General features: G+C 31.4%; 31 protein-coding genes and 1 tRNA gene. 19 read left to right on the plus strand and 13 right to left on the minus strand.

Going from position 1 to position 19,137, the window contains the following annotated elements; genetic code table 11:
• The first annotated feature begins 43 nt into the window (after positions 1-43).
• The 5 genes from ACW9W3_RS05200 (at position 44) to ACW9W3_RS05220 (ending at position 2,628) form a co-directional block, all read left to right on the plus strand.
• Positions 44-253 (plus strand): hypothetical protein, encoded by a 210-nt coding sequence (locus ACW9W3_RS05200; RefSeq protein ID WP_457765098.1) that lies wholly within the window; start codon positions 44-46, stop codon positions 251-253.
• Positions 254-313: 60 nt separating this feature from the next.
• Positions 314-955, plus strand: coding sequence for a hypothetical protein (locus ACW9W3_RS05205; protein ID WP_457765099.1), 642 nt, complete (start codon positions 314-316; stop codon positions 953-955).
• 119 nt (positions 956-1,074) lie between these two features.
• Entirely contained in the window at positions 1,075-1,362 is a 288-nt protein-coding gene (locus tag ACW9W3_RS05210) for a winged helix-turn-helix domain-containing protein (RefSeq protein WP_048115240.1), read from the plus strand.
• Positions 1,363-1,513: 151 nt separating this feature from the next.
• Positions 1,514-2,110 carry an L-threonylcarbamoyladenylate synthase gene (locus tag ACW9W3_RS05215; RefSeq protein ID WP_457765100.1) on the plus strand — a complete coding sequence of 199 codons (597 nt, stop codon included), beginning with the start codon at positions 1,514-1,516 and terminating at the stop codon, positions 2,108-2,110.
• Positions 2,107-2,628, plus strand: coding sequence for a THUMP domain-containing protein (locus ACW9W3_RS05220; protein WP_457765101.1), 522 nt, complete (start codon positions 2,107-2,109; stop codon positions 2,626-2,628). Before ACW9W3_RS05215 ends, ACW9W3_RS05220 begins: the two co-directional genes overlap by 4 nt.
• On the opposite strand, the gene cgi121 is transcribed toward ACW9W3_RS05220, so the two are convergent.
• Genes cgi121 through ACW9W3_RS05235 form a run of 3 tightly spaced genes read right to left on the minus strand, consistent with a single transcriptional unit; the run spans position 2,620 to position 4,615 of the window.
• On the minus strand, positions 2,620-3,393 hold the full coding sequence (gene cgi121 / locus ACW9W3_RS05225; RefSeq protein WP_457765102.1) for a KEOPS complex subunit Cgi121: 774 nt from the start codon (positions 3,391-3,393) through the stop codon (positions 2,620-2,622). The two genes, ACW9W3_RS05220 and cgi121, sit on opposite strands and share 9 nt — an antisense overlap.
• Positions 3,394-3,432: 39 nt before the next feature.
• On the minus strand, positions 3,433-3,828 hold the full coding sequence (locus ACW9W3_RS05230) for a hypothetical protein (RefSeq protein ID WP_457765103.1): 396 nt from the start codon (positions 3,826-3,828) through the stop codon (positions 3,433-3,435).
• 31 nt (positions 3,829-3,859) lie between these two features.
• Positions 3,860-4,615, minus strand: a complete 756-nt coding sequence (locus ACW9W3_RS05235) for a TatD family hydrolase (RefSeq protein ID WP_457765140.1) — start codon at positions 4,613-4,615, stop codon at positions 3,860-3,862.
• A gap of 96 nt (positions 4,616-4,711) precedes the next feature.
• Between ACW9W3_RS05235 and ACW9W3_RS05240 the strand changes: the two genes are divergently transcribed.
• A complete protein-coding gene (locus ACW9W3_RS05240) occupies positions 4,712-4,933 on the plus strand; it encodes a histone family protein (RefSeq protein ID WP_048115227.1) in 222 nt (73 codons plus the stop codon).
• A gap of 110 nt (positions 4,934-5,043) precedes the next feature.
• Here ACW9W3_RS05240 and ACW9W3_RS05245 read toward each other — a convergent pair whose 3' ends face one another.
• Complete coding sequence (locus tag ACW9W3_RS05245; RefSeq protein WP_457765104.1) at positions 5,044-5,454, minus strand: cupredoxin domain-containing protein; 411 nt, start codon at positions 5,452-5,454, stop codon at positions 5,044-5,046.
• 75 nt (positions 5,455-5,529) lie between these two features.
• Here ACW9W3_RS05245 and ACW9W3_RS05250 point away from each other — a divergent pair, with 75 nt between their 5' ends.
• The gene (locus ACW9W3_RS05250) at positions 5,530-7,281 is read left to right on the plus strand and encodes an AIPR family protein (RefSeq protein WP_457765105.1); all 1,752 of its coding nucleotides are present in this window, start codon (positions 5,530-5,532) and stop codon (positions 7,279-7,281) included.
• 165 nt (positions 7,282-7,446) lie between these two features.
• Complete coding sequence (locus tag ACW9W3_RS05255; protein WP_457765106.1) at positions 7,447-7,614, plus strand: hypothetical protein; 168 nt, start codon at positions 7,447-7,449, stop codon at positions 7,612-7,614.
• Here ACW9W3_RS05255 and ACW9W3_RS05260 read toward each other — a convergent pair.
• Positions 7,611-8,201, minus strand: a complete 591-nt coding sequence (locus tag ACW9W3_RS05260) for a hypothetical protein (protein WP_457765107.1) — start codon at positions 8,199-8,201, stop codon at positions 7,611-7,613. The genes ACW9W3_RS05255 and ACW9W3_RS05260 overlap by 4 nt on opposite strands.
• 105 nt (positions 8,202-8,306) lie before the next feature.
• On the opposite strand from ACW9W3_RS05260, the gene ACW9W3_RS05265 reads away from it, so the two are divergent.
• Positions 8,307-8,567, plus strand: a complete 261-nt coding sequence (locus ACW9W3_RS05265) for a winged helix-turn-helix domain-containing protein (protein ID WP_048115213.1) — start codon at positions 8,307-8,309, stop codon at positions 8,565-8,567.
• Between the two features lie 3 nt (positions 8,568-8,570).
• On the opposite strand, the gene ACW9W3_RS05270 is transcribed toward ACW9W3_RS05265, so the two are convergent.
• A complete protein-coding gene (locus ACW9W3_RS05270; protein ID WP_048115211.1) occupies positions 8,571-8,783 on the minus strand; it encodes a hypothetical protein in 213 nt (70 codons plus the stop codon).
• A 61-nt stretch (positions 8,784-8,844) separates the two neighbouring features.
• On the opposite strand from ACW9W3_RS05270, the gene ACW9W3_RS05275 reads away from it, so the two are divergent.
• Entirely contained in the window at positions 8,845-9,033 is a 189-nt protein-coding gene (locus tag ACW9W3_RS05275) for a hypothetical protein (protein WP_457765108.1), read from the plus strand.
• Between the two features lie 202 nt (positions 9,034-9,235).
• Here the strand turns inward: ACW9W3_RS05275 and ACW9W3_RS05280 are convergent.
• Positions 9,236-9,309, minus strand: a tRNA-Thr gene (locus ACW9W3_RS05280).
• A gap of 53 nt (positions 9,310-9,362) precedes the next feature.
• On the opposite strand from ACW9W3_RS05280, the gene ACW9W3_RS05285 reads away from it, so the two are divergent.
• Together ACW9W3_RS05285 and thiL are read left to right on the plus strand one after the other, a co-directional pair.
• Positions 9,363-10,661 carry a phosphomannomutase gene (locus ACW9W3_RS05285; RefSeq protein ID WP_457765109.1) on the plus strand — a complete coding sequence of 433 codons (1,299 nt, stop codon included), beginning with the start codon at positions 9,363-9,365 and terminating at the stop codon, positions 10,659-10,661.
• The gene (gene thiL / locus ACW9W3_RS05290; RefSeq protein WP_457765110.1) at positions 10,645-11,595 is read left to right on the plus strand and encodes a thiamine-phosphate kinase; all 951 of its coding nucleotides are present in this window, start codon (positions 10,645-10,647) and stop codon (positions 11,593-11,595) included. Before ACW9W3_RS05285 ends, thiL begins: the two co-directional genes overlap by 17 nt.
• Here the strand turns inward: thiL and ACW9W3_RS05295 are convergent, their stop codons facing one another.
• Complete coding sequence (locus ACW9W3_RS05295) at positions 11,596-11,916, minus strand: hypothetical protein (RefSeq protein ID WP_457765111.1); 321 nt, start codon at positions 11,914-11,916, stop codon at positions 11,596-11,598. It lies immediately after the preceding gene.
• 117 nt (positions 11,917-12,033) lie between these two features.
• On the opposite strand from ACW9W3_RS05295, the gene ACW9W3_RS05300 reads away from it, so the two are divergent.
• Positions 12,034-12,540 carry a 30S ribosomal protein S11 gene (locus ACW9W3_RS05300; RefSeq protein ID WP_457765112.1) on the plus strand — a complete coding sequence of 169 codons (507 nt, stop codon included), beginning with the start codon at positions 12,034-12,036 and terminating at the stop codon, positions 12,538-12,540.
• On the opposite strand, the gene ACW9W3_RS05305 is transcribed toward ACW9W3_RS05300, so the two are convergent.
• From ACW9W3_RS05305 to ACW9W3_RS05315, 3 genes are read right to left on the minus strand one after another with little or no spacing between them, the layout of a single operon-like run.
• Complete coding sequence (locus ACW9W3_RS05305; protein ID WP_457765113.1) at positions 12,537-12,848, minus strand: hypothetical protein; 312 nt, start codon at positions 12,846-12,848, stop codon at positions 12,537-12,539. The genes ACW9W3_RS05300 and ACW9W3_RS05305 overlap by 4 nt on opposite strands.
• Complete coding sequence (locus ACW9W3_RS05310; protein ID WP_457765114.1) at positions 12,845-13,264, minus strand: DNA-binding protein; 420 nt, start codon at positions 13,262-13,264, stop codon at positions 12,845-12,847. The genes ACW9W3_RS05305 and ACW9W3_RS05310 overlap by 4 nt, the downstream gene beginning before the upstream one ends.
• Complete coding sequence (locus tag ACW9W3_RS05315) at positions 13,261-14,709, minus strand: RtcB family protein (protein WP_457765115.1); 1,449 nt, start codon at positions 14,707-14,709, stop codon at positions 13,261-13,263. Before ACW9W3_RS05315 ends, ACW9W3_RS05310 begins: the two co-directional genes overlap by 4 nt.
• Before the next feature lie 128 nt (positions 14,710-14,837).
• On the opposite strand from ACW9W3_RS05315, the gene ACW9W3_RS05320 reads away from it, so the two are divergent.
• Together ACW9W3_RS05320 and ACW9W3_RS05325 are read left to right on the plus strand one after the other, a co-directional pair.
• Positions 14,838-15,038 (plus strand): hypothetical protein, encoded by a 201-nt coding sequence (locus ACW9W3_RS05320; RefSeq protein WP_457765116.1) that lies wholly within the window; start codon positions 14,838-14,840, stop codon positions 15,036-15,038.
• Between the two features lie 79 nt (positions 15,039-15,117).
• Positions 15,118-15,258 (plus strand): hypothetical protein, encoded by a 141-nt coding sequence (locus ACW9W3_RS05325; RefSeq protein WP_457765117.1) that lies wholly within the window; start codon positions 15,118-15,120, stop codon positions 15,256-15,258.
• 27 nt (positions 15,259-15,285) lie between these two features.
• Here the strand turns inward: ACW9W3_RS05325 and ACW9W3_RS05330 are convergent, their stop codons facing one another.
• Entirely contained in the window at positions 15,286-15,711 is a 426-nt protein-coding gene (locus ACW9W3_RS05330) for a universal stress protein (RefSeq protein WP_457765118.1), read from the minus strand.
• 111 nt (positions 15,712-15,822) lie between these two features.
• On the opposite strand from ACW9W3_RS05330, the gene ACW9W3_RS05335 reads away from it, so the two are divergent.
• The 3 genes from ACW9W3_RS05335 to purB all read left to right on the plus strand — a co-directional run bounded on the left by ACW9W3_RS05335 (position 15,823) and on the right by purB (position 18,031).
• Complete coding sequence (locus ACW9W3_RS05335) at positions 15,823-16,284, plus strand: CBS domain-containing protein (protein ID WP_457765119.1); 462 nt, start codon at positions 15,823-15,825, stop codon at positions 16,282-16,284.
• A 6-nt stretch (positions 16,285-16,290) separates the two neighbouring features.
• Positions 16,291-16,512 (plus strand): hypothetical protein, encoded by a 222-nt coding sequence (locus ACW9W3_RS05340; RefSeq protein ID WP_457765120.1) that lies wholly within the window; start codon positions 16,291-16,293, stop codon positions 16,510-16,512.
• Positions 16,513-16,669: 157 nt separating this feature from the next.
• The gene (gene purB, locus ACW9W3_RS05345) at positions 16,670-18,031 is read left to right on the plus strand and encodes an adenylosuccinate lyase (protein ID WP_457765141.1); all 1,362 of its coding nucleotides are present in this window, start codon (positions 16,670-16,672) and stop codon (positions 18,029-18,031) included.
• Here the strand turns inward: purB and ACW9W3_RS05350 are convergent.
• Entirely contained in the window at positions 18,024-18,779 is a 756-nt protein-coding gene (locus ACW9W3_RS05350; RefSeq protein WP_457765121.1) for an asparagine synthase C-terminal domain-containing protein, read from the minus strand. The genes purB and ACW9W3_RS05350 overlap by 8 nt on opposite strands.
• A gap of 73 nt (positions 18,780-18,852) precedes the next feature.
• Here ACW9W3_RS05350 and ACW9W3_RS05355 point away from each other — a divergent pair, with 73 nt between their 5' ends.
• On the plus strand, positions 18,853-19,131 hold the full coding sequence (locus ACW9W3_RS05355; protein ID WP_457765122.1) for a 4a-hydroxytetrahydrobiopterin dehydratase: 279 nt from the start codon (positions 18,853-18,855) through the stop codon (positions 19,129-19,131).
• Positions 19,132-19,137: the final 6 nt, after the last annotated feature.

The raw sequence follows: 19,137 nt of genomic DNA on the forward strand, positions 1-19,137 counted from the left end.
TCGAATCTAAAGTAATAATAGTTAACAAAGACGATATGGCATTATGAAGATAAAATGCCCTAAATGTAAAGAAGATGCAGAATTGGCAATGGATTTTTCTGAGGTAAAATGTGGTTCATGTGATTTTGATATGAGTTATGGAGAATATGTTAAATTTGTGGCACATAACGAATCAAAATATTCAGATATTCTTGGAGATTATACAGGAAGTACAGAAGGTCACACTGCAGGTTCATTGGATGAATGGGATTAACAACATGGTGAAATCATTCATCAGATTAAAATAATTAGTTCTAAGAGTTTCTAAACATCATTGGAATTTTTATTAGAAAATATACTTAATCTTGTAGGATTTTTGGTAGGATTAGCAATCGGAGTAATGTCCATTATAGGATTTAGAAATACTGGAAGTCCAACTCTATTTAGATTATCAATTGCATTTTTATCAATTAGTTTAGGATTTTTTGTCATATGGATGGGATACATAATAGAAGACTTTGTGATACAATCTGGAAGCATAGAAAGATGGGTGCAAACATTAGGAATTGCAATTCAAACAGTAGGTTATTTTTTCATTGCATTTTCCCATAGCATAAAATCATTTTTTCCAAAATCAAGTTATTTTAGATCAGTTGGAATTTTACCATTATTCTTAGTATCCTCAGTTCAATTAGAACATATTTTCAGATCTGTTTCATTTATTTTGTTAGCATATGGTGCGATTGAAACAATGCTATCATATTTTGAAAATAAGAATAAGGGAGCTATTTCTGTTGCTGTCGGTTTGGGGCTTTTAGCATTGGGGGAATTTTTAGGATGGTATTCTTTTGTATTTCCAGAATCAATATTATACACAGCGTCGATGACAATCAAAATTGGAGGATTAATAGCACTATTCATTCCAGTGAGTAAAGTGCCATTAACTAAGATAAAATTTGATGATGATTTTGAATAATTTGAATATAGGCTCAAAAAATCACGAATTAAAAAATTGTCAAATTCTTTTGTCTTTTTAGTATACTGGAAAATATCAACGCACTCTCATAGAAATTAGAAAAATATTCTATTGAGGAAATGGCAGAGTATAGAACACATATGAAAATTATTGGCGATATTTTATCAACAACTAGAGATGATTTACAAGATGAGGATGGAGCAACAGTAACATATCTTATTAGAAAAGCAAATATTTCACATTCAAGAATTTCAAGAATTCTAAAAACCCTAGTATCGCAAGGACTTTTAGAACAAGTAGATACACAAGGTTCAAACAAATACAGGATTAGTCCAACAGGTAGAGAATTTCTCCAAGCATATAACACATTTACAAATTTTGCAGATAATTTTGGGTTAAATATCTAGTCTTATACTTCATCAAATTCATCATCAAAGTCATCTTCAAATTCTGTGTCTTCGTAATCAGAAGGAGTAGACATATCTCAAAAAAAATCACCATACTATTAAAAATATATGCAAAAGTAATGATAATTAAACAAAAAAAATAGAATCAAATATGAAAGTAACATGTGATAAAGAAGGAATTCAAAAAGCTTTAGAAATTATCAATAATGGAGGAATTGTAGTTTATCCAACCGATACTGTTTATGGAATAGGATGTAATCCATACAGTAATGAAGGAGTAAAAAAAATTTATGACATAAAATCTAGAGATATTTCTAAACCATTACCTGTTTTAACCTACTCAACAGAGATTGCAGAAAAAATTGTATCTATTGATGAATATACAAAAAAAATTGTTAAAAAATTTTGGCCAGGACCACTTACAGTAATTTTAAAATTAATCGATGATGATTTAAAAAAATCATTATTCTTAAATGAAAAAATTGCTATCAGAGTACCAAATCATAAATGTACTTTAGAAATATTAAGAGAATGTAATTTTCTAATAGGTACAAGTGCAAATATTTCAGGGCATACATCATTTACAAATCCTGATGAATGTTTTAGAAATATAAAAAATTATGATATTTTTGTTGATGGAGGAACAATTACAAGTAAAGCAGAATCAACTATAATTGAAATAGAAAATGAAGAATTCAAAATTCTTAGAGAAGGTTCTTTGACTAGAGAGGAAATTTTAGAAGTATGAATTTGATAATTACATGTGCTAGACATCTCGAACCAGAAACTGAAGATGAATTAAGAGATATTTTAGACGAATTTGGAGACTCAGAGGCAGATATCATAATTACTAATATGTCAGGGATTTTGACTGCCGAAACAAAGCTAGATCCTGTTGATGTAGTAAAAAAAATGAAAGAAATGCTTCTAGATGAGCCTTGGAGTATTAGATATTGCTTAAGAATTATCCCTATTCAGAATATTGTTGACACTAAAATTGAGGAAATTGAAAAAATAGTCTCTGAAAATTCAAATCAGATTTTGGATAATGAAACATATAGAATTTCAATAGAAAAAAGAAATTCAGACATATCCAGTCAAGAAATTATTTCAAAAATTGCAGATAAAATAAAAAATAAAGTATCACTTGAATTTCCAGATAAAATTATTTTAATTGAGATACTAGGAAATAAGACAGGAGTGTCTATATTAAAAAAATCAGATATACTAAGTGTTGAAAAAACTAAGCGTAGTATGTCAGACTAGAATTGCAGCTTTTTCTATTAAAATATCTTCTAAAGGATTTTTAGAATAAACAATATCTAATTGTTTTTGAGAAATTTTAAAATATTTTTTGAGAAAAGAATCATTTTTCTTAACAAATAAATTTACAGATATAGGCATCAAATCACCATACAAAGAATTCAGAAATTTTTTATTTCCAATAGCTATCAGGATAAAATTTGATTTAGGTTTTATTCCAACGGATAATATTGCATCAGATATTTGTTTTGTCAATGCAAAACGCATCAAAATATCTATTTCAAGTTTATTTGAAAGCAAAATATTATTTTTTTTAGATTCAAAAGATAATGATAGGATTTTTTTCAAATGATATAAATTCATAATAAAAATACTTGAAACAGCTTGAAGCTGAATTTTTGGATACTTTTTTCTTAAATCATCAATAAATTTTACATCTATTGATGATTGACCTTTTATTTCAATTATTTGAATTTGTTTTGAAGATATTTTAAAAGTTATTTTTTTCGATGCACCTCCGTGAATAACTGGGATTATACTTACTAGATCATTATTTTTTATTATTGTAGATGCACCATCCATGGCAGATGAATCCACACCATTTATCGCAATTAAGATATTTTCAATATCCAATTTTGGAGAATCAACAGGTTTGAGTTCTAACAATAGTTTCAATAATTCTTTAATAGAAATATCAGATTTATCAATTTGTAAGTTTTCTGTCAAAAAAGATTTTTTTGCACCACCTACTAGTTTTACAGTAATCATTCTAATCTAATTGAAAATATAAAAATAATATTTAATTTTCTATTCTGTTTTCTCTTCAACAGGTGTTGCTTCGGTAACAGTTTCAGGGGTTGCTTCGGTAACAGTTTCAGGGGTTGCTTCGGTAACAGTTTCAGGGGTTGCTTCGGTAACAGTTTCAGGGGTTGCTTCGGTAACAGTTTCAGGTATATTTACTTGATTTTCTTCATTTCGTTGTTCTTCAATTCGTGAAGATTCGATTCTAGACTGTTTGAATTTTTCTTCGCGAATTTCTTTTTTAATGAATTTTGTAATATATCCAGCAATTTCGTTTTTCAACCCTTTAGAACGAATAATAGAAATTTGATCAAGGGCTTTTTTGTTATTAGCAAAGTCTTCACCAAATTTGGATTTATGATCTACTAAAACCTCGTATGAAAGACGCTTGATTCTATCCAATATTCAATTTATGAATGGGGGTATTTTATACCTATATTCCAAGGAATGAATTTGTATTTTTTTCTAGTGAAAAAGCCATTTCGTCAAACGTTTTTCCTAGAATTTTTGAGGCACAAAAGATCACACTAGGGATAAAGGTGATTTGTCCAGATTTCATTTCAAAACATCTAGAAAATTTTACAGGCCCATCAGTTTCAACAAGAATTTTTGATTCATCTGTAACGGAAACTAAAGTTTGTTTATCATTTGCGTAAACCATCACTGGACCATAAGATACAAAAAATCCCATATCCATTGCTTTTTGTAGCTGTTTTTTACTACCATCAAACCAGTGAAGTAATGCATGTTTAGTACTGTATGATGTCATAATTTCAAAAATATCATCAAGGCTTTTTCTTGAATGGATCGAAACTGGTTTGTTAAATTTTTCCCCATAAGACAATAATGTTTCAAAAACATGTTGTTGTCTTTTAGAATCATCAGGATTTTGTACATATGTTGGATCTAATCCAATTTCTCCAATTCCTGAAAGATGCGTATGGTTATCTTCTATCAAAGCAACCATATTTTCAAGATTGTCATTGGCACATTCTGGATGAATTCCAATAAAAGGTAAAACAAGATCACTTTCTTTTGCTAATTTGAGAGTTTGTAATGAATTTTTACCATCCATAGATACACAACATGCTTTAATTTGTAAATACTCCATTTCCTTTAAAATAAATTCCATATCAGAGGCATATGCAGGATCAGACAAATGTATGTGGGAATCAATATACCATGTCATTTCTTTATCAATTCTTAAAATAGTCTGTATAAATCGATTCCTTGGTGATATTTTTTCACTCATTATCTTTTTTCGGAAAAAATTAAAACAGATTTCATGAGATCATCAGAACTTGGATTATCTGCAATGTATAGAATTTTGAAAAAAGCTGGTGCTGAAAGAGTTAGTGATGAATCAGCTGATGAATTGAGAAGAGTGATTGAAGAGGTTGCAGACAGTATTGCAAAAAGTGCAGTAGATATGGCTTCTCATGCAGGTAGAAAAACAGTAAAAGGTGAAGATGTAAAGTTGGCGTCTAAACCATTTAACAAATTCTAATCTAAAGAGTTTAATTATTCATTTTGTGTTTTTTAAAACGGTACTCTGGCAGAACGGTTATGCGTGAGCCTGCAAAGCTTATACAAGGGGGTTCGACTCCCTCGGGTACCTTATTCTACAATCACTTGACCCTTCATCCAAGGATGAAGAGTGCAAAAATAATCATATGTTCCTGATTCATCAAATGTGACAGAATAGGATTCAAATGGATCTAAATGACCACTATCAAAAAGATCTGTAGGCTCTTCATAAAAGCCAGAAGTTACACTATGAAATGCAGAATCTTGATTTACCCATGTAACTGGTTTCCCTTTTTGAGTAACAATTGAAGATGGAATGTAACAGATATCTTGTACTTCACATCCTGGACGGGAAACTTTTGTAGGCATTATAATATCACCTTGAATAATCAAATCATCTGTTTCTGTTGTTTTATTTTCAGAATTATTTGTTAAGGATAGCGCCAGAATAATAAACAATGCCGTACCAATTGTGCTCAAAGTAATAATTTTTTTTATCAAAACACATCACATCCAAAACAGAGTTATTACATAATTACCTAATTCTCTAAATATATAACATTCCAGATATTTCGATTGGCTCAAAACGAAAATGGATTGTTGGAATATATTCCAGGCTCTCACACACTATTAGTACAAAAGAATTCTAGTCCTCCCCTAGAAGGATTTTCTGAAAATATCAGAGGTAGTATTCACGAGTATGCTGAAAATTCTAAAAGCGATGTTGAAAAAGGAAATAATTTTCTTCAATGGGTTTTAACAAGAGTTTTTGAGGCTACAGAAGATGATGCAGCTGATGCAATTGTGGATGGAGCAAACGATCTAGGAATAGATGCATACCTACCAGTAGATTTTTCAGATAACACAATTAGATTATTTCAATCAAAATATGGAACATCTCACTCATTAGAAGCAATTGCAAAATTCAAAGAAGATGCAAAAAGATTACTAGCAAAAGACGTTACAAAAATGCGGCCAGAATTAGCTCAGCTTGTTACAAAAATTAAAGAAAAAAATCTAAAGATAAAGTGCTGCTATGTAACTGATCAGAAAGTAGACTATAAAGATGAAATAATTGAAATTATTGATGAAGAAAAAATTATTCAAAAATTATGGGATCGAATCAAAAAACCAGCAGCAGGAAAAAAATCATCAATAAAACTAGAAAGAATGCTTAGGCATGAAAATACCATTCTAGGAATTCTAAAATTACGAGAATTAACGGAATTTGTAAGTAAAAGCAGAGATTATGTTTTTGAATCAAACATTAGACAATGGATGCAATTTAAGACTACAGTTAACAAAGGATTAAGAGAAACATTACAAAGTAATCCAAACAAATTCTTTTTTTATAATAATGGAATTACGATTGTCGTCAGTGATTTTACAGAATTAGGAGATAATCTGATTGAACTTCATGCGCCTCAAATAGTTAATGGAGCTCAGACATCAAATTCAATTCTTGATCATTCAAAGAGAACAAAAAATATGGACGGATCCATGACAGTCACCATTATCAAAGCAGATGATGAGCAAGAACAAAATAACATTACAAAATATAGAAATTCTCAAAATTCAGTTAGAGGAAAAGATCTTGTTTCTTTAATGGATTTTCATAAATCAATTAAATCACAATTGAGGAATTGCGGTTATTTTTATGAAATTCAAGCAGGTTCTTTCGATAGTAAATCAAAATCCAAACAATGTGAATATGAAGGTGATTTAATTTATAATAATTATCTTCCAGATAATCATAAAAAAGTTATTGTTGCCAAAGATGCAATTCAATCACTAGTTGCGGGAATTGAACAAAGACCAACAGAAGCCTATAGTTCACCAGCTCAGTTTCTTCCAAGAGGAAGTAAATATGACGATATTTTCAATGACAATCTAAAAGACGATTACCGACTTTTACTATATCCTTATCTTGTCAAAGAATTTGCCAAAAAATCATTGAAGTATGGAAAACAAGGAGGTCATAAAACAAAAAGATATGCAACATTATTTTTTGTTGCAGTATACTTTAGAATACTCCATAAGAAAATTCTTGAATCAAAAGGAGACTACAAAGGAGATATTAGAAAACTAGAGCCTATTTTCCGTAGTTTTAAATTAAATTCCAGAATTTTAAAGATAACAGACATCATTGTAACAAAATTTCTTGAAGACACCGTAGTAGATGATGAAATTGAGTTGGCAAATACCAAGCACAATTTCTTCTCTCAGCATGTTTGGAATGATACAATGCTACGTGTAATCGATAAAAAAATCAGACAGGAAGATGAGGAAATTGTATCCTTAAAAAAACTGGCAAGTAGTTTATTTTAATTTTAAAGGCAGAAGTCCAACCAAGTAAAAATCTTGCAGGAGGTTTACATTGGTCAGACTATCTTGCCTAAATTTAGTAAAACCCAGTGATATTTAACATAATTATTATGATTTTGATTTTCTACGAGAATGTTTTTTATATTGATTAAAAAGACCAAAAGCAGTTTGGTTTCAAAAGAAAAATGTGCTATTTGTAGTGAAAAAATCCAACTTCATTACAATCCAATGGATGAATGGGGAATAGAAGGTTCAATTTGTGGAGATTGCTATTCAAAAAAAATCAATGAACATTATCCAGGAGAACATGTAAGAGTAAACAAACATTTGGACTAGATTTTTTCTGATTTTGAATACTTGTTAGCATTGAGACAATTCCATGTAAACGGATCATCTTTTACGTCTTTTTCTTGTAAAAATTTTATGTCAGTAGTAGTTTTTTTTCTTTTCAATAAATTTATTTGAAAACTAGAGAATCGTTTGCAACTACAACTATTAAAGAGACATACATCATTATCATTCTCATCATGATCTTGTGCTTCATGAGTGCAATCACACAAAGCATCTTTTTTTACATCATTAAGTGATTTTTTGGTATATACTCCCAATCTTACATATGCTTCTCCACCATGTCCTTTCTTAAATCGTTCATAATTTTCAGATTTTGGCAATACTTTGAAAAATGACAAGTTGGTGTCAGGTTTTTGCGAGTCCGAACCCATGATGAACCAATAACTATCATCAATCTCTACAAATCTTATTTTGATAGACGGATCTACCCACCAATGAATAGTATCATGCCAAATACCAGCTGATTCTTTTTGATCAGTAAACAATGGAACTACATTCATTCTGAGATCGTAATATCTATAGGCAACGCCTACAAAGTCATCAAACCAAGGAATTGAAGATGGAGTAGGCAATGCAGACAGATCAGCCTAGAGCATATTTATCTGATCTGAATGAATGGTAATACCCTTATATCTGAGTTTGAAATTATCATACATATGGTTTCCTATAGAACTAGTATGCAGATAGTTGCAGACTTGCTTACTGCTACTGAACAGTCTGGACAGGAAGGTATCAAAACAACTTCACTTCTAACAAAGGCTAATTTATCACATTCAAGACTATCAAAATTCTTGCAGAATTTAACAGGTGCAGGACTAATCAACAAAATTGAATTTGATGGAAAGAACACTTTTGTAATTACACCAAAAGGAAGACAATATTTGGAATCTTATGCAAACTTTTCTAGTATTGCAGAATCATTTGGATTAGAACTTTAAAATCTATTTTCTAGATCTTCTTTTAGCATTAGCTTTTTGTCGTTCTTTCTTTTCTTTGTATGAGCTGTAAACTAAAATGATGATTATTCCTGCAATTGCAGCATAAAATAATGGAATTAGTGGAGGATCTCTAAATTCACCTGATGAGGGTTCAACAAATGCTATAGGTATTGTCACAACCATAAAGATCAAAATTATTAAAAGATATTTATCCACAAATGGACTTATTTACAAAACCATATATCTTTTTGAAATCACATGATGACAATAGAGAATCATGGCAAAAATACTTGAGATGATAGGTTTAGTTCTTGTAGCAATTATGACTCTAGGATTTGTTGGTCTATTCGAACCATATGGGATAAGAAATGGCACATCAGAATTATTTTGGGGTTGTGCAGGAGGTACATTGCTGATAGTTATTTACAGAAAAATGAAAAGAAAGCAAGAGGAAAAAGAAGAGTAAAGATATTTTAGAAATTGTTATGAAATGATCAATCATCATTCAACCGACAGATCTATAAAGGACTATTCAAGGTAATTTGTGAGGGGAGTATGGCAGATCAAACAAAAGAGTGGTGGGAAGGTTTAGGAAAAGAATTAGAGATGGATATCGAAACCTTCAATGAATAAAAAATCTAAATAATTTTAAAATTTTTACAAATCAAAGCCCTGGATGGGGTACGAACCCACGACCTAACGCTTACGAGGCGTTCGCTCTACCAGGCTGAGCTACCAAGGCACTTTTGGATAAATCCATCAGAGTTAATAAAAAGCCTTTCCGAGTTGGATTAATTGAAGAAAACTATTTCAGGAGTTAGAGGAGTATTTGGAGAAGATCTCAACCTAAAAGACGTATTAGAGTTTTGTAATAATTTTTCAAGTTTAATCAAATCAAAAAAATGTGTAATCGGTAAAGACACTAGACCATCAGGAGACATGATAAAAAATGTCGCAATTGCAGAATTGATGAAAAATGGTATAGATGTATTTGATTTAGGAACAGTACCAACCCCTATAGTTTTTAGAGAAGCTAGAAAATATGGGGCAGGATTAGTAATTTCTTCATCACATAACCCAATAGAGTGGAATGGGATGAAATTCATAATTGAAGGTAGAGGAATTAATGAACAAGAATTACCTAAAATTACTGAACATCAAGAAAATATAAAATCAAAAATTGGTTCTGAAAGCAATATTACATCAACATACATCGAAGATGCAAAAAAAATCATAGGAGATATTCAAAATAATCCAAACATAATAGTAGATATTGGTGGAGGAGCTGCAAAGGGATTTGCACCAGAATTGTTGAGGGAATCAGGATGTCAGGTAGAAGTATTAAATGAAGATCTTTCACAATGTTCTAGAGGCCCAGATCCTACATCGGATGAATTATCTGAATTAAAAACGGCATCAATTAAAAAAGAAATTGGATTTGCATTTGATTTAGATGGAGATCGCTTAGTAGTGGTAAGAAAAGGAGAAAAACAAACTCCAGATGTAACATTGGGATTAGGGGTTGCAAAATCTTTGGAATTAGGTTACAAAAAATTTGTCTTAAGCACAGATACAAGCATATCAATTGAAAAATACATCAAAGAAAAAGGAGGCACTATTAAAAGATCAAAGGTAGGAGAAGCAAACGTAATAGAACTTATGCTTCAAACAAATGCTCAAGCAGGTGGAGAAGGAAGTAGTGGGGGTTTTATTTTGCCTGAGTTTAATTATTGTAGAGAAGGTATTCTTAGTAGTGGGTTAATTGCATCCATGTTAGGAACATCAAAATTTGATGAGATTTTAAATTATATGAAAAGTTTTTTCCAAATAAGAGAGAAAACTAAAGTTGATTCTAATTTTCATGACAAAGTAATAGAAGAGGTAAAAAATAAATTTTCAAAAGAATATTCAGAGGTTGATTCACAAGACGGAATTAAAGGAATCATTGATGATAATAGCTGGGTTTTGATTAGGAAGTCAAACACTGAAGACATCATAAGGGTTTCAGCAGAATCAAACAATATAGAAAAATGTAAAAAAATTACAAAGGATACATTAGAAGTAGTGAAACAAAGTTATGACAAAGTTAGATGAATCTACCATAATCAAAATTTTTCAAAAGGAATTTGGAAATAAAAAATTTGTTTCTGAAGATGTGGAGACATTCGATTTAGGAAAGATCAAAATTATTGTTAAAACAGATACACTAGTAGAAAGTACAGATATTCCGAAGAAAATGGGATTAGAAGATGCTGCAAGAAAAAGTGTTGTTGCTTGTGTAAGTGACTTTGCTGCAAAAGGGATAAGACCCGAATTTGGAATCATATCAGTAAATCTACCAAAAAATATTTCATACTCAAAAATCATATCCATTGCAAAAGGATTCAAAAAAGCTGCTACTGAGTATGGAATTACAATTTTAGGTGGAGATACTAATGCAGGTAAAGAGATAGTGTTTAACGTAAGTATTTTCGGCAATTCAAAGAAGATAGTAACAAGAAAAGATTCTAAAATAGGAGACATCATATTTGTAACAGGTCCATTTGGCTATACAAAAATCGGATTAGATTTACTTCTTGGGAAACGAAAAGAGAAAGGGAAATTTGTTGAAAAATCAATCAAATCAGTTACAAATCCTAAACCAAAGGTTAGTTTTGGATTAAAAAATAAAAAATATTTTTCATCATCAATGGATTCTAGTGACGGATTATCTACTACTCTAAATGAAATGTCTAAACAAAGTAAGAAGAAATTCGTCATAAACAACATACCTGTTAGAAATGATGTAGAGAAATATGTAAAATCTCATAAACTAGATTTGATTTCTATGGTTTTTCATGGAGGGGAAGAGTATGAATTTGTTTTTACAGTACCGCCAAAATATAAAGAAATAATTAAAAAAAATGCAAGTCGTCTTAAAACGCCTATTATTGAAATAGGGCAAGTAGAATCAGGTAATGGCGTGTTCGTTAAAGAGGAGGAAAACTATATCAAAATAAGAGACTCAGGATGGAAACATTTTAGATGATTATTCACCATAAGAAAAATTACGTTCCACATTATTTACAATACTAAAAACAGAATCTGCAGGAAGTACAGAAACACAGTCTTTGATCCATAAATTATCAAGATACAGCAGTCTATTCATATCATCTTCTAGAAGATCTTCAGGATTTGAATCAGGATAAAGTGAATGAATTCTATATCCTTCATTAGCAATTTCTTGACATTTTTTTTCAAGCGGAGATAAAACATCAGCGTTGGTAGAGGATAGAGATTGAAATGCAACAGATCCCACTAAAGCAACAACTACTGCAATTCCAATTGCCAACAAAAGAATGGAGGTCATTAAAAGAATCTAGTCTAAAATAGTATATGAATAATCAGCATTTTGAACTCAAGTGACCAAATTTAGGCAAAATTAGAAAATCAATGTTTTTTAAACCCTTTAAGGTGTGAGTAGACATTGTCAGAAATTGAAGCCCAAGTTGAAGAAGTTTCAGAAGAAGTGGTAGAAACACCAGTTGAAGAAGTAGAAACTGAGGCTAAAGTAGAAACCAAGGCTCAACCTGAGGCAAAGAAAGAAGGGCCTGACAAATGGGGAATTGCCCACATTTACAGCAGTTACAATAATACAATTATCCATATGACTGATCTTACTGGTGCAGAAACTGTATCAATCAGTTCAGGTGGAATCCACGTTAATGCTGACAGATATGAATCATCACCATTTGCTGCAATGAAAGCTGCAAATGCAGTTGTAGAATCTGCAAGAACAAAAGGATTCACAGGATTTCACATCAGAGTTCGTGCAGTAGGAGGAGTTGGTTCTAGAGTTCCAGGTCCTGGAGCACAAGCTGCAATCAGAGCTTTGGCAAGAGGTGGATTTAAGATTGGAAGAATTGATGATGTTACACCTATTCCTCATGATACCACTAGAAAGAAAGGTGGAAAAAGAGGAAGAAGAGTCTAATCAGACAATTTTATTTTAACATTACATCCTCTAGAAAGAAAATAATCTGTGATAAATTTAACAAATTTTTGTGTTTGATCACTCCAACGATATTTTTCTATCATGTCTGAAAACTTTTCTTCAATACCAGCCTGTAATTCAGGTTTAAAGGATAACTTAAAAAAAGTCCATCCAAATTTTGTCGATGGTTCACTGATACTATATCCACTATAACATCCTAGAAGACTTTCCATATGTGAAAGTGATTTTTTAATAGATAGTAGATCATCAACATAATTTTTTGTTCCAACTTCCAACACAATACTCATTCTTCATCACTATTTTCAGATGAACCCATACTAAGTTTATCACTTAATGATACAAATTTTCCATCTTGTTCAACATTAATTTTAGTTTTCATTCGAACATTGATCCCAACTGATCTAAACAGAGACAATAATTTTCCCCCATCAAGAGTTTCATTAATTTCACCAGTTTTGATTAATTCAAATAATTTGTATATGATCATTTTGGTTTCATTTGGAAACTGTGATTCTGCATTTTCTAAAACTTCTAATCCTCTAAATCCAAGAATCTTTAGAACGGAAGCACGGGGGTTTTCAGGAATTTTCTCTTTTTGTGATTCAGTAGATTCTTTGATTTCTTTTCGTGTGGAAATGTTTTTTTGCATTTCAGCTAGTCGCTTTGCCTTTAATCTTTGAAGTTCAGAATCTTCTTCGCTCAACCTTTAATCACACCAATAGGCACTAATTTTGCTACTTTTGTGGCTATTCCCAAATTATGAGACACATTAACAACAGCATCTACATCTTTGTATGCTTGAGGAGTTTCTTCAACAACACCATCCCGAGTTAATGCCTTGATAAAGATCCCCTTATCATTAAGAGATTGTTTTACATCATTTTCAGTATAATTTCTTCTAGCTTTAGATCTAGACATTGTCCTTCCCGCACCATGAGCAGTTGAGCCAAAACTCAAATTCATTGAATTTGGCTTACCAAGTAAGATCCAGCTTGCAGTTCCCATGGAACCAGGAACCAAAACAGGTTGACCTAAATCACGATATTTTAATGGAATTTCATCACGATTTGCAGGAAATGCCCTAGTAGCTCCTTTTCTATGAACGACCAGTTTTCTTTCTACACCATCAACTTTGTGTTTTTCTACTTTAGCGATATTATGAGCAACATCATAAACTAATTTCATATCAAGATCAGATTCTGATTGATTAAAAACACGTTCAAAAGAATTCCTAGTCCAATGAGTTAGCATTTGTCTATTACTCCATGCAAAATTTAATGCAGCAAACATTGCTTTTCTATAAGATTCACCTTCTTCAGAATTATTTGGTACACATGCAAGTTCTCTATCAGGTAAATCAATATCATATTTTTGCATTGCTTGTTCAGAAACTCTAAGATAATCACTACATACTTGATGACCAAAACCTCTGGAACCACAGTGAATTAAAACAGTGATAGTTCCTTCTTTAATCCCCATTCTGTTTGCAGCTTCTTCATCATGAATTTCTGAAACCTTTTGTACTTCTAGAAAATGATTTCCGGAACCCAAACTTCCAAGTTGAGGTGCGCCTCTCTTTCTTGCTTTATCAGAAACTTTGTTTGGATCAGCATTTTGAATTTGCCCGTTTTCTTCACAAACATCGGAATCATTTGATGAACCATATCCATGATCAATTGCCCAGTTTACACCGTTAACTAAAACCTCATCAAGTTCTGAATGACTAAGTTTTACAGCACCCTTTGAACCAACTCCCGAAGGAATTGAGCTAAATAAATCATTGACGAGTTCTTTGAGTTTGGAACGAACTGTTTGTTCATCTAAATTTGAACGAAGTAATCTCACACCACAATTGATATCGTATCCGACACCCCCTGGACTAATCATTCCTTCTTCAGCATCCATTGCTGCAACACCACCTACTGGAAAACCATAACCCTCATGCCCATCAGGCAAAACAACACTATGACTAACTATTCCCGGAATTGATGCAACATTTCGTGCTTGCATAATTGTTCTATCAGATAGCATTTTTTGTAATAATGGCTCATCAGCGTAAATTCTCACAGGTACTTTCATTCCAAGATTAGAATCTGCATCAATTTGATATTGATTTTCTCCGATTTTTTTTGGGTTAGAAGACGACATTGGTAATAGTAAAAATTCCTTTCAATCCAATTTAAATCATCAGAAGAATAGAAAAATAAATTTGTAGAATATTACCAAACAAGAAATTAATCATCTAATTTATCTATGATAAAATAGTTTTATCAAACATGGTAAGAAAAAAGTTAACAGATAAGGAAATAGAAAAACAAAAAGAAGAGCAGAAAATTAGAGCAGATGCATCTAGAGCTGCTAGAAGAAGTGGAAAAAGTATGAAAACTGAAGGCAAAGTAGCAAAATCAAATGCAAAAACAAAAGAAGCCAGATCATCAAAAAAGATAGCAGCTGTACGAAAAAGAACAAGAAGTTAAAAAATATTTCAATATCGGATAGAATTCCACATATGCTATCTAAAGATTAATGAATATACTAATTTGTGATTAGTTATTCATGAAGACTGAAAAAGAAATAGAAGATTACAGAAAAGAAATAGAAACAAGACTAGTAGAAACTGAATCAATGGATGCAATGAAGTATTATCAAGGTGTCCTCAGGGCACTAGAATGGGTAACAACAGGAATAGATGTTTAGAATCCAAGGAAATCGTATGTTTTTTCTTTATTTGACAATCAATACAGGTTTCTTTGATTTATGGAGTACATAGTTAGAGGTACTACCAAGAAATAGCTCTTTTGCAGCACCCATTCCCCTAGAACCAATTACAATAAGATCAAAATTTTGTTTTTCTGCCACTTCAACGATTCTTTTTCCATCATCACCGTAAGATATTTTATCAAAAAATAAAATTCCTTTTTTAGCTGCAAGTAATTTTGCTTTTTTCATAATTTTTTGGGCATATTCCAATAAAATTTTCTCTAAAGGAGTAATAGGATCACTAGTTCTAGGTTTAACAATTCCTACAACATATAGACCAGTAATTGTTGAATGTGATTCTCGTGCCAACTGGATGGCAATATCAAAACCTCGAAATGAATTAGGTGAACCATCTAGTGGAACAAGGATTTTCTTTATTTTAAGAGCCATATTAAAAATTCATCAAATTTCAATTTAAAGCCGATTTAGATTATCTAGCATGATTTTCAAGTTTGATATTCTAACAGACTGTAAAATATACAATTAACATAGTAAAGTAAATTGAAAAATGCCAAATCTATTACAATTGAAGATGTAATGACAAAATCAATTATTTCTGTAGATGCATCAATGACAATTAATGAAACTGCAAAAATGATGGAAGATGCCAAAGTTGGAGCAGTGATCATCATGGAAAACAATACAGCGATAGGAATTGTGACAGACAGAGATTTTGCTGTTAAGGTAGCAGCACATGCATATGAAATTTCATCACCAATTAAGCAAATAATGTCATCTCCATTATTATCAATAAATTCAGATGAATCAATAAGAAATGCAGCTGATTTAATGTTTGAACGTGGGGTAAGGAAGCTTCCAGTTCTAAATGATGACAAAATAGTTGGAATGATTACTGCAACAGACATTGTTAACTTGTTGGCAGTTAGTGTAGAAGAGGATATGAGAGATATGTACTTTCATTCTGTAGCAAGAATTTACACAAATTATAGTCCATATAATTAAAAAGTCATGGTAATTCCAATTATTGTTCTAATTGCAATACCAATTTTTCTCGGAATTGCTTACATGCCACCATTTGAACTACCCGAAGTTGTAGAACCAAAAGGAATTCCAGAAGAACTTGACGTGAGTATTTTATACTATATCTTGATGGGTTTTTGGACATTGTATTTGATCAAAATTCTTCTCCAGATAAAGAAAGGTACATTCAAGGTAACCCAGAGATATTAGCATGAACACTGCCCCATATTGGAACAAAAAAGTCTGTTCTGACTGCAAGAGAATGAATTGTCAGAAAGGATGTCTGTGTGATTGTCATGAATTACGAGATAGGGTGAATTAAAATTTCACAAGTAGATTTATTTTCCGTGTAAAAAGAGTAGGAATGTTGGCAATTTTACCTATTGATAGTGGTCGTTATGGTACCAAAGAAATGATGGATATTTTTAGCGAGCAAAGGAAAGTTGATTATCAATTAGAGATCGAAGGAGCTGCGGCAATATCCCAAAGCGAGATAGGAATAATCTCAAAAAGTGTAGGTAAAGAAATTCACAGAGCAGCAATGTCTGGGAAAATTACTGCAAAAAGAATCAAGCAGTTGGAAGCTAAAAGTGATCACGATACGGCAGCTTTAGTAGAATCACTAAGTGAAAAATGTTCTAAAAATGCAAGACCGTGGATACATTATGGATTAACAAGTAATGATTTAGTTGATACAAGTAATTCAATGCAAATGCGAGACACATTACAAATTATTGAACCAAAGGTTGCAAAGATGGCATCAATACTTGCAAAAAAAGCTGTAAAATATGGGAAAATTCCAGCGGTTGGAAGAACTCATGGACAACATGCAAGTATCATTTCATTTGGATTAAAGTTTGCAAATTGGGCTGCTGAAATGGCAAAACATGTAGAAAGAATTGAAGAGATTAAGAAAAGAATTTTGATTTGTAAAACATTAGGAGTTGTAGGTACAGGTTCTTTAATGGGTGCAAAATCCCTTGAAGTTCAAAAAAGAACTGCTAAGAGATTAAAATTATTCCCAGCAGAAGTTACAACTCAAATTGTTCCAAGAGAGAGATATGCGGAATATGTATTTGAATTAGCATTAATTGGATCCACATTAGAGAAAATAGCGATAGAAATTAGAAATCTGCAACGAACAGAAATTGGAGAAGTTGCTGAGCAGTTCAAAAAAGGACAGATGGGCAGTAGTGCAGTTCCAGTAAAAAGAAATCCAATTAAAAGCGAACGAGTATCATCATTATCTAAATTAGTAAGAAGTCAAGTAGCAGTTGCATTTGAGAATATTCCATTATGGCATGAACGAGATCTTTCAAATTCAGCCAATGAGAGATTTGTGATTCCAACAGTATCAATTTTGGTAGATGAAATGCTTGAAACTATGACTAGAATTGTTTCAAACTTGATGGTAAATGAGAAAAGAATTGTAGACAACCTATACATTACAAAAGGACAAATCTTTGCAGAGTTTGTGTTGGAGGCACTAATCAAAAAAGGCATACCAAGATTTGTAGCATACAAAGATGTTCAAAGAGTAGCATTTGAGGCAAATGATAAAGGAATGTTCTACATAGATGCAATCAAAAAGGACACAGCATTTACTTCAAAATTAACAGATAAAGAAATTGATTCCATATTTTCACCAGAAAAACACCTTGGTGCATCACCTGCAATAATAAAAAATGTACAAAAATCTGTTCAAGATACAGTAAAAAAATTTATCTAGTTTTTAGTAAAGCCTTGTGAATTTTAGAACCATATTGTAATGCTTTTTTTCTTTTTGTACATGAAAGTTCTGGGACAGCAATATCACTAGCTAATTTACGTATAATGTGTTTACGATACAAATCTTCAGAATCATGAATTTTTTCAGATATTGGAATAGTTTTTGCATATTCAATGAATTTTTCAGATAAAAGCGGTTGTAGAATTTTGACTCCAAATTCTGATGCAATAAGATTAACTGCATTCATCATTTTCAATTCATTATCTAATTTAGATTTCATAACTTCAATAATTTGAGACTCACCTCCAGAAAATGCTTCTCTGTAGGCATTATAACCACAAAATAATTCATCAATCCCATTTGCCGTAATTACTGTATCAAGTTCTAAGTTGCTTGCAAGTCTAGAAACATAATAAAATGCAATACAGTTTTCATTCCATGATAAATTTTCAGTTTGGATTTTGTGATTAATTTTTGAGGAAATTGTAGGAAAAGTCTTCGAATCAATCTCCAATACATGGTGAGGATACTTTAGATATTCATTGACTTGTTTTGCAAATAAAATATCATGTGAATCAGGAAATCCAATAGTAAGCAAAGTAATATCAAAATTCATGTCTGAGCAAATTTTTGAAATTAACGTACTATCTACACCTCCAGAAAAAGCAATACCAATTTTCTTTTCCTGAACAGTATCTGAAATAGAATTTTTAATATTTTCAAGTAGTTTTTTGTTTGACTCATCCATAATTATTCACGACAGAAATCCCATAGAAATGTAATTAATCAATCTTTTAATTTAACATTAATTCTTAATGAATATGATGAGATTATCTGATGCAGATATAGACGAAGAACTAAAGAATTTAGCAGGATGGAGTGTTGTGAATGAAAAACTACACAAAGAATTTCAATTTGAAAGTTTTAACCAGGCTTTTGGCTTTATGACTAGAGCCGCTATGGAGATTGAAAAAATGAATCATCATCCAGAGTGGTTTAACGTATACAATAGAATCACAGTAGAACTGACAACTCATGACGCTGGAGGTATTACAAAAAATGATGTTAATCTTGCCAAAATTCTAAATTCTCTAGTATAATTGTAA

Source organism: Candidatus Nitrosopumilus sp. bin_68KS, from assembly GCF_054095825.1.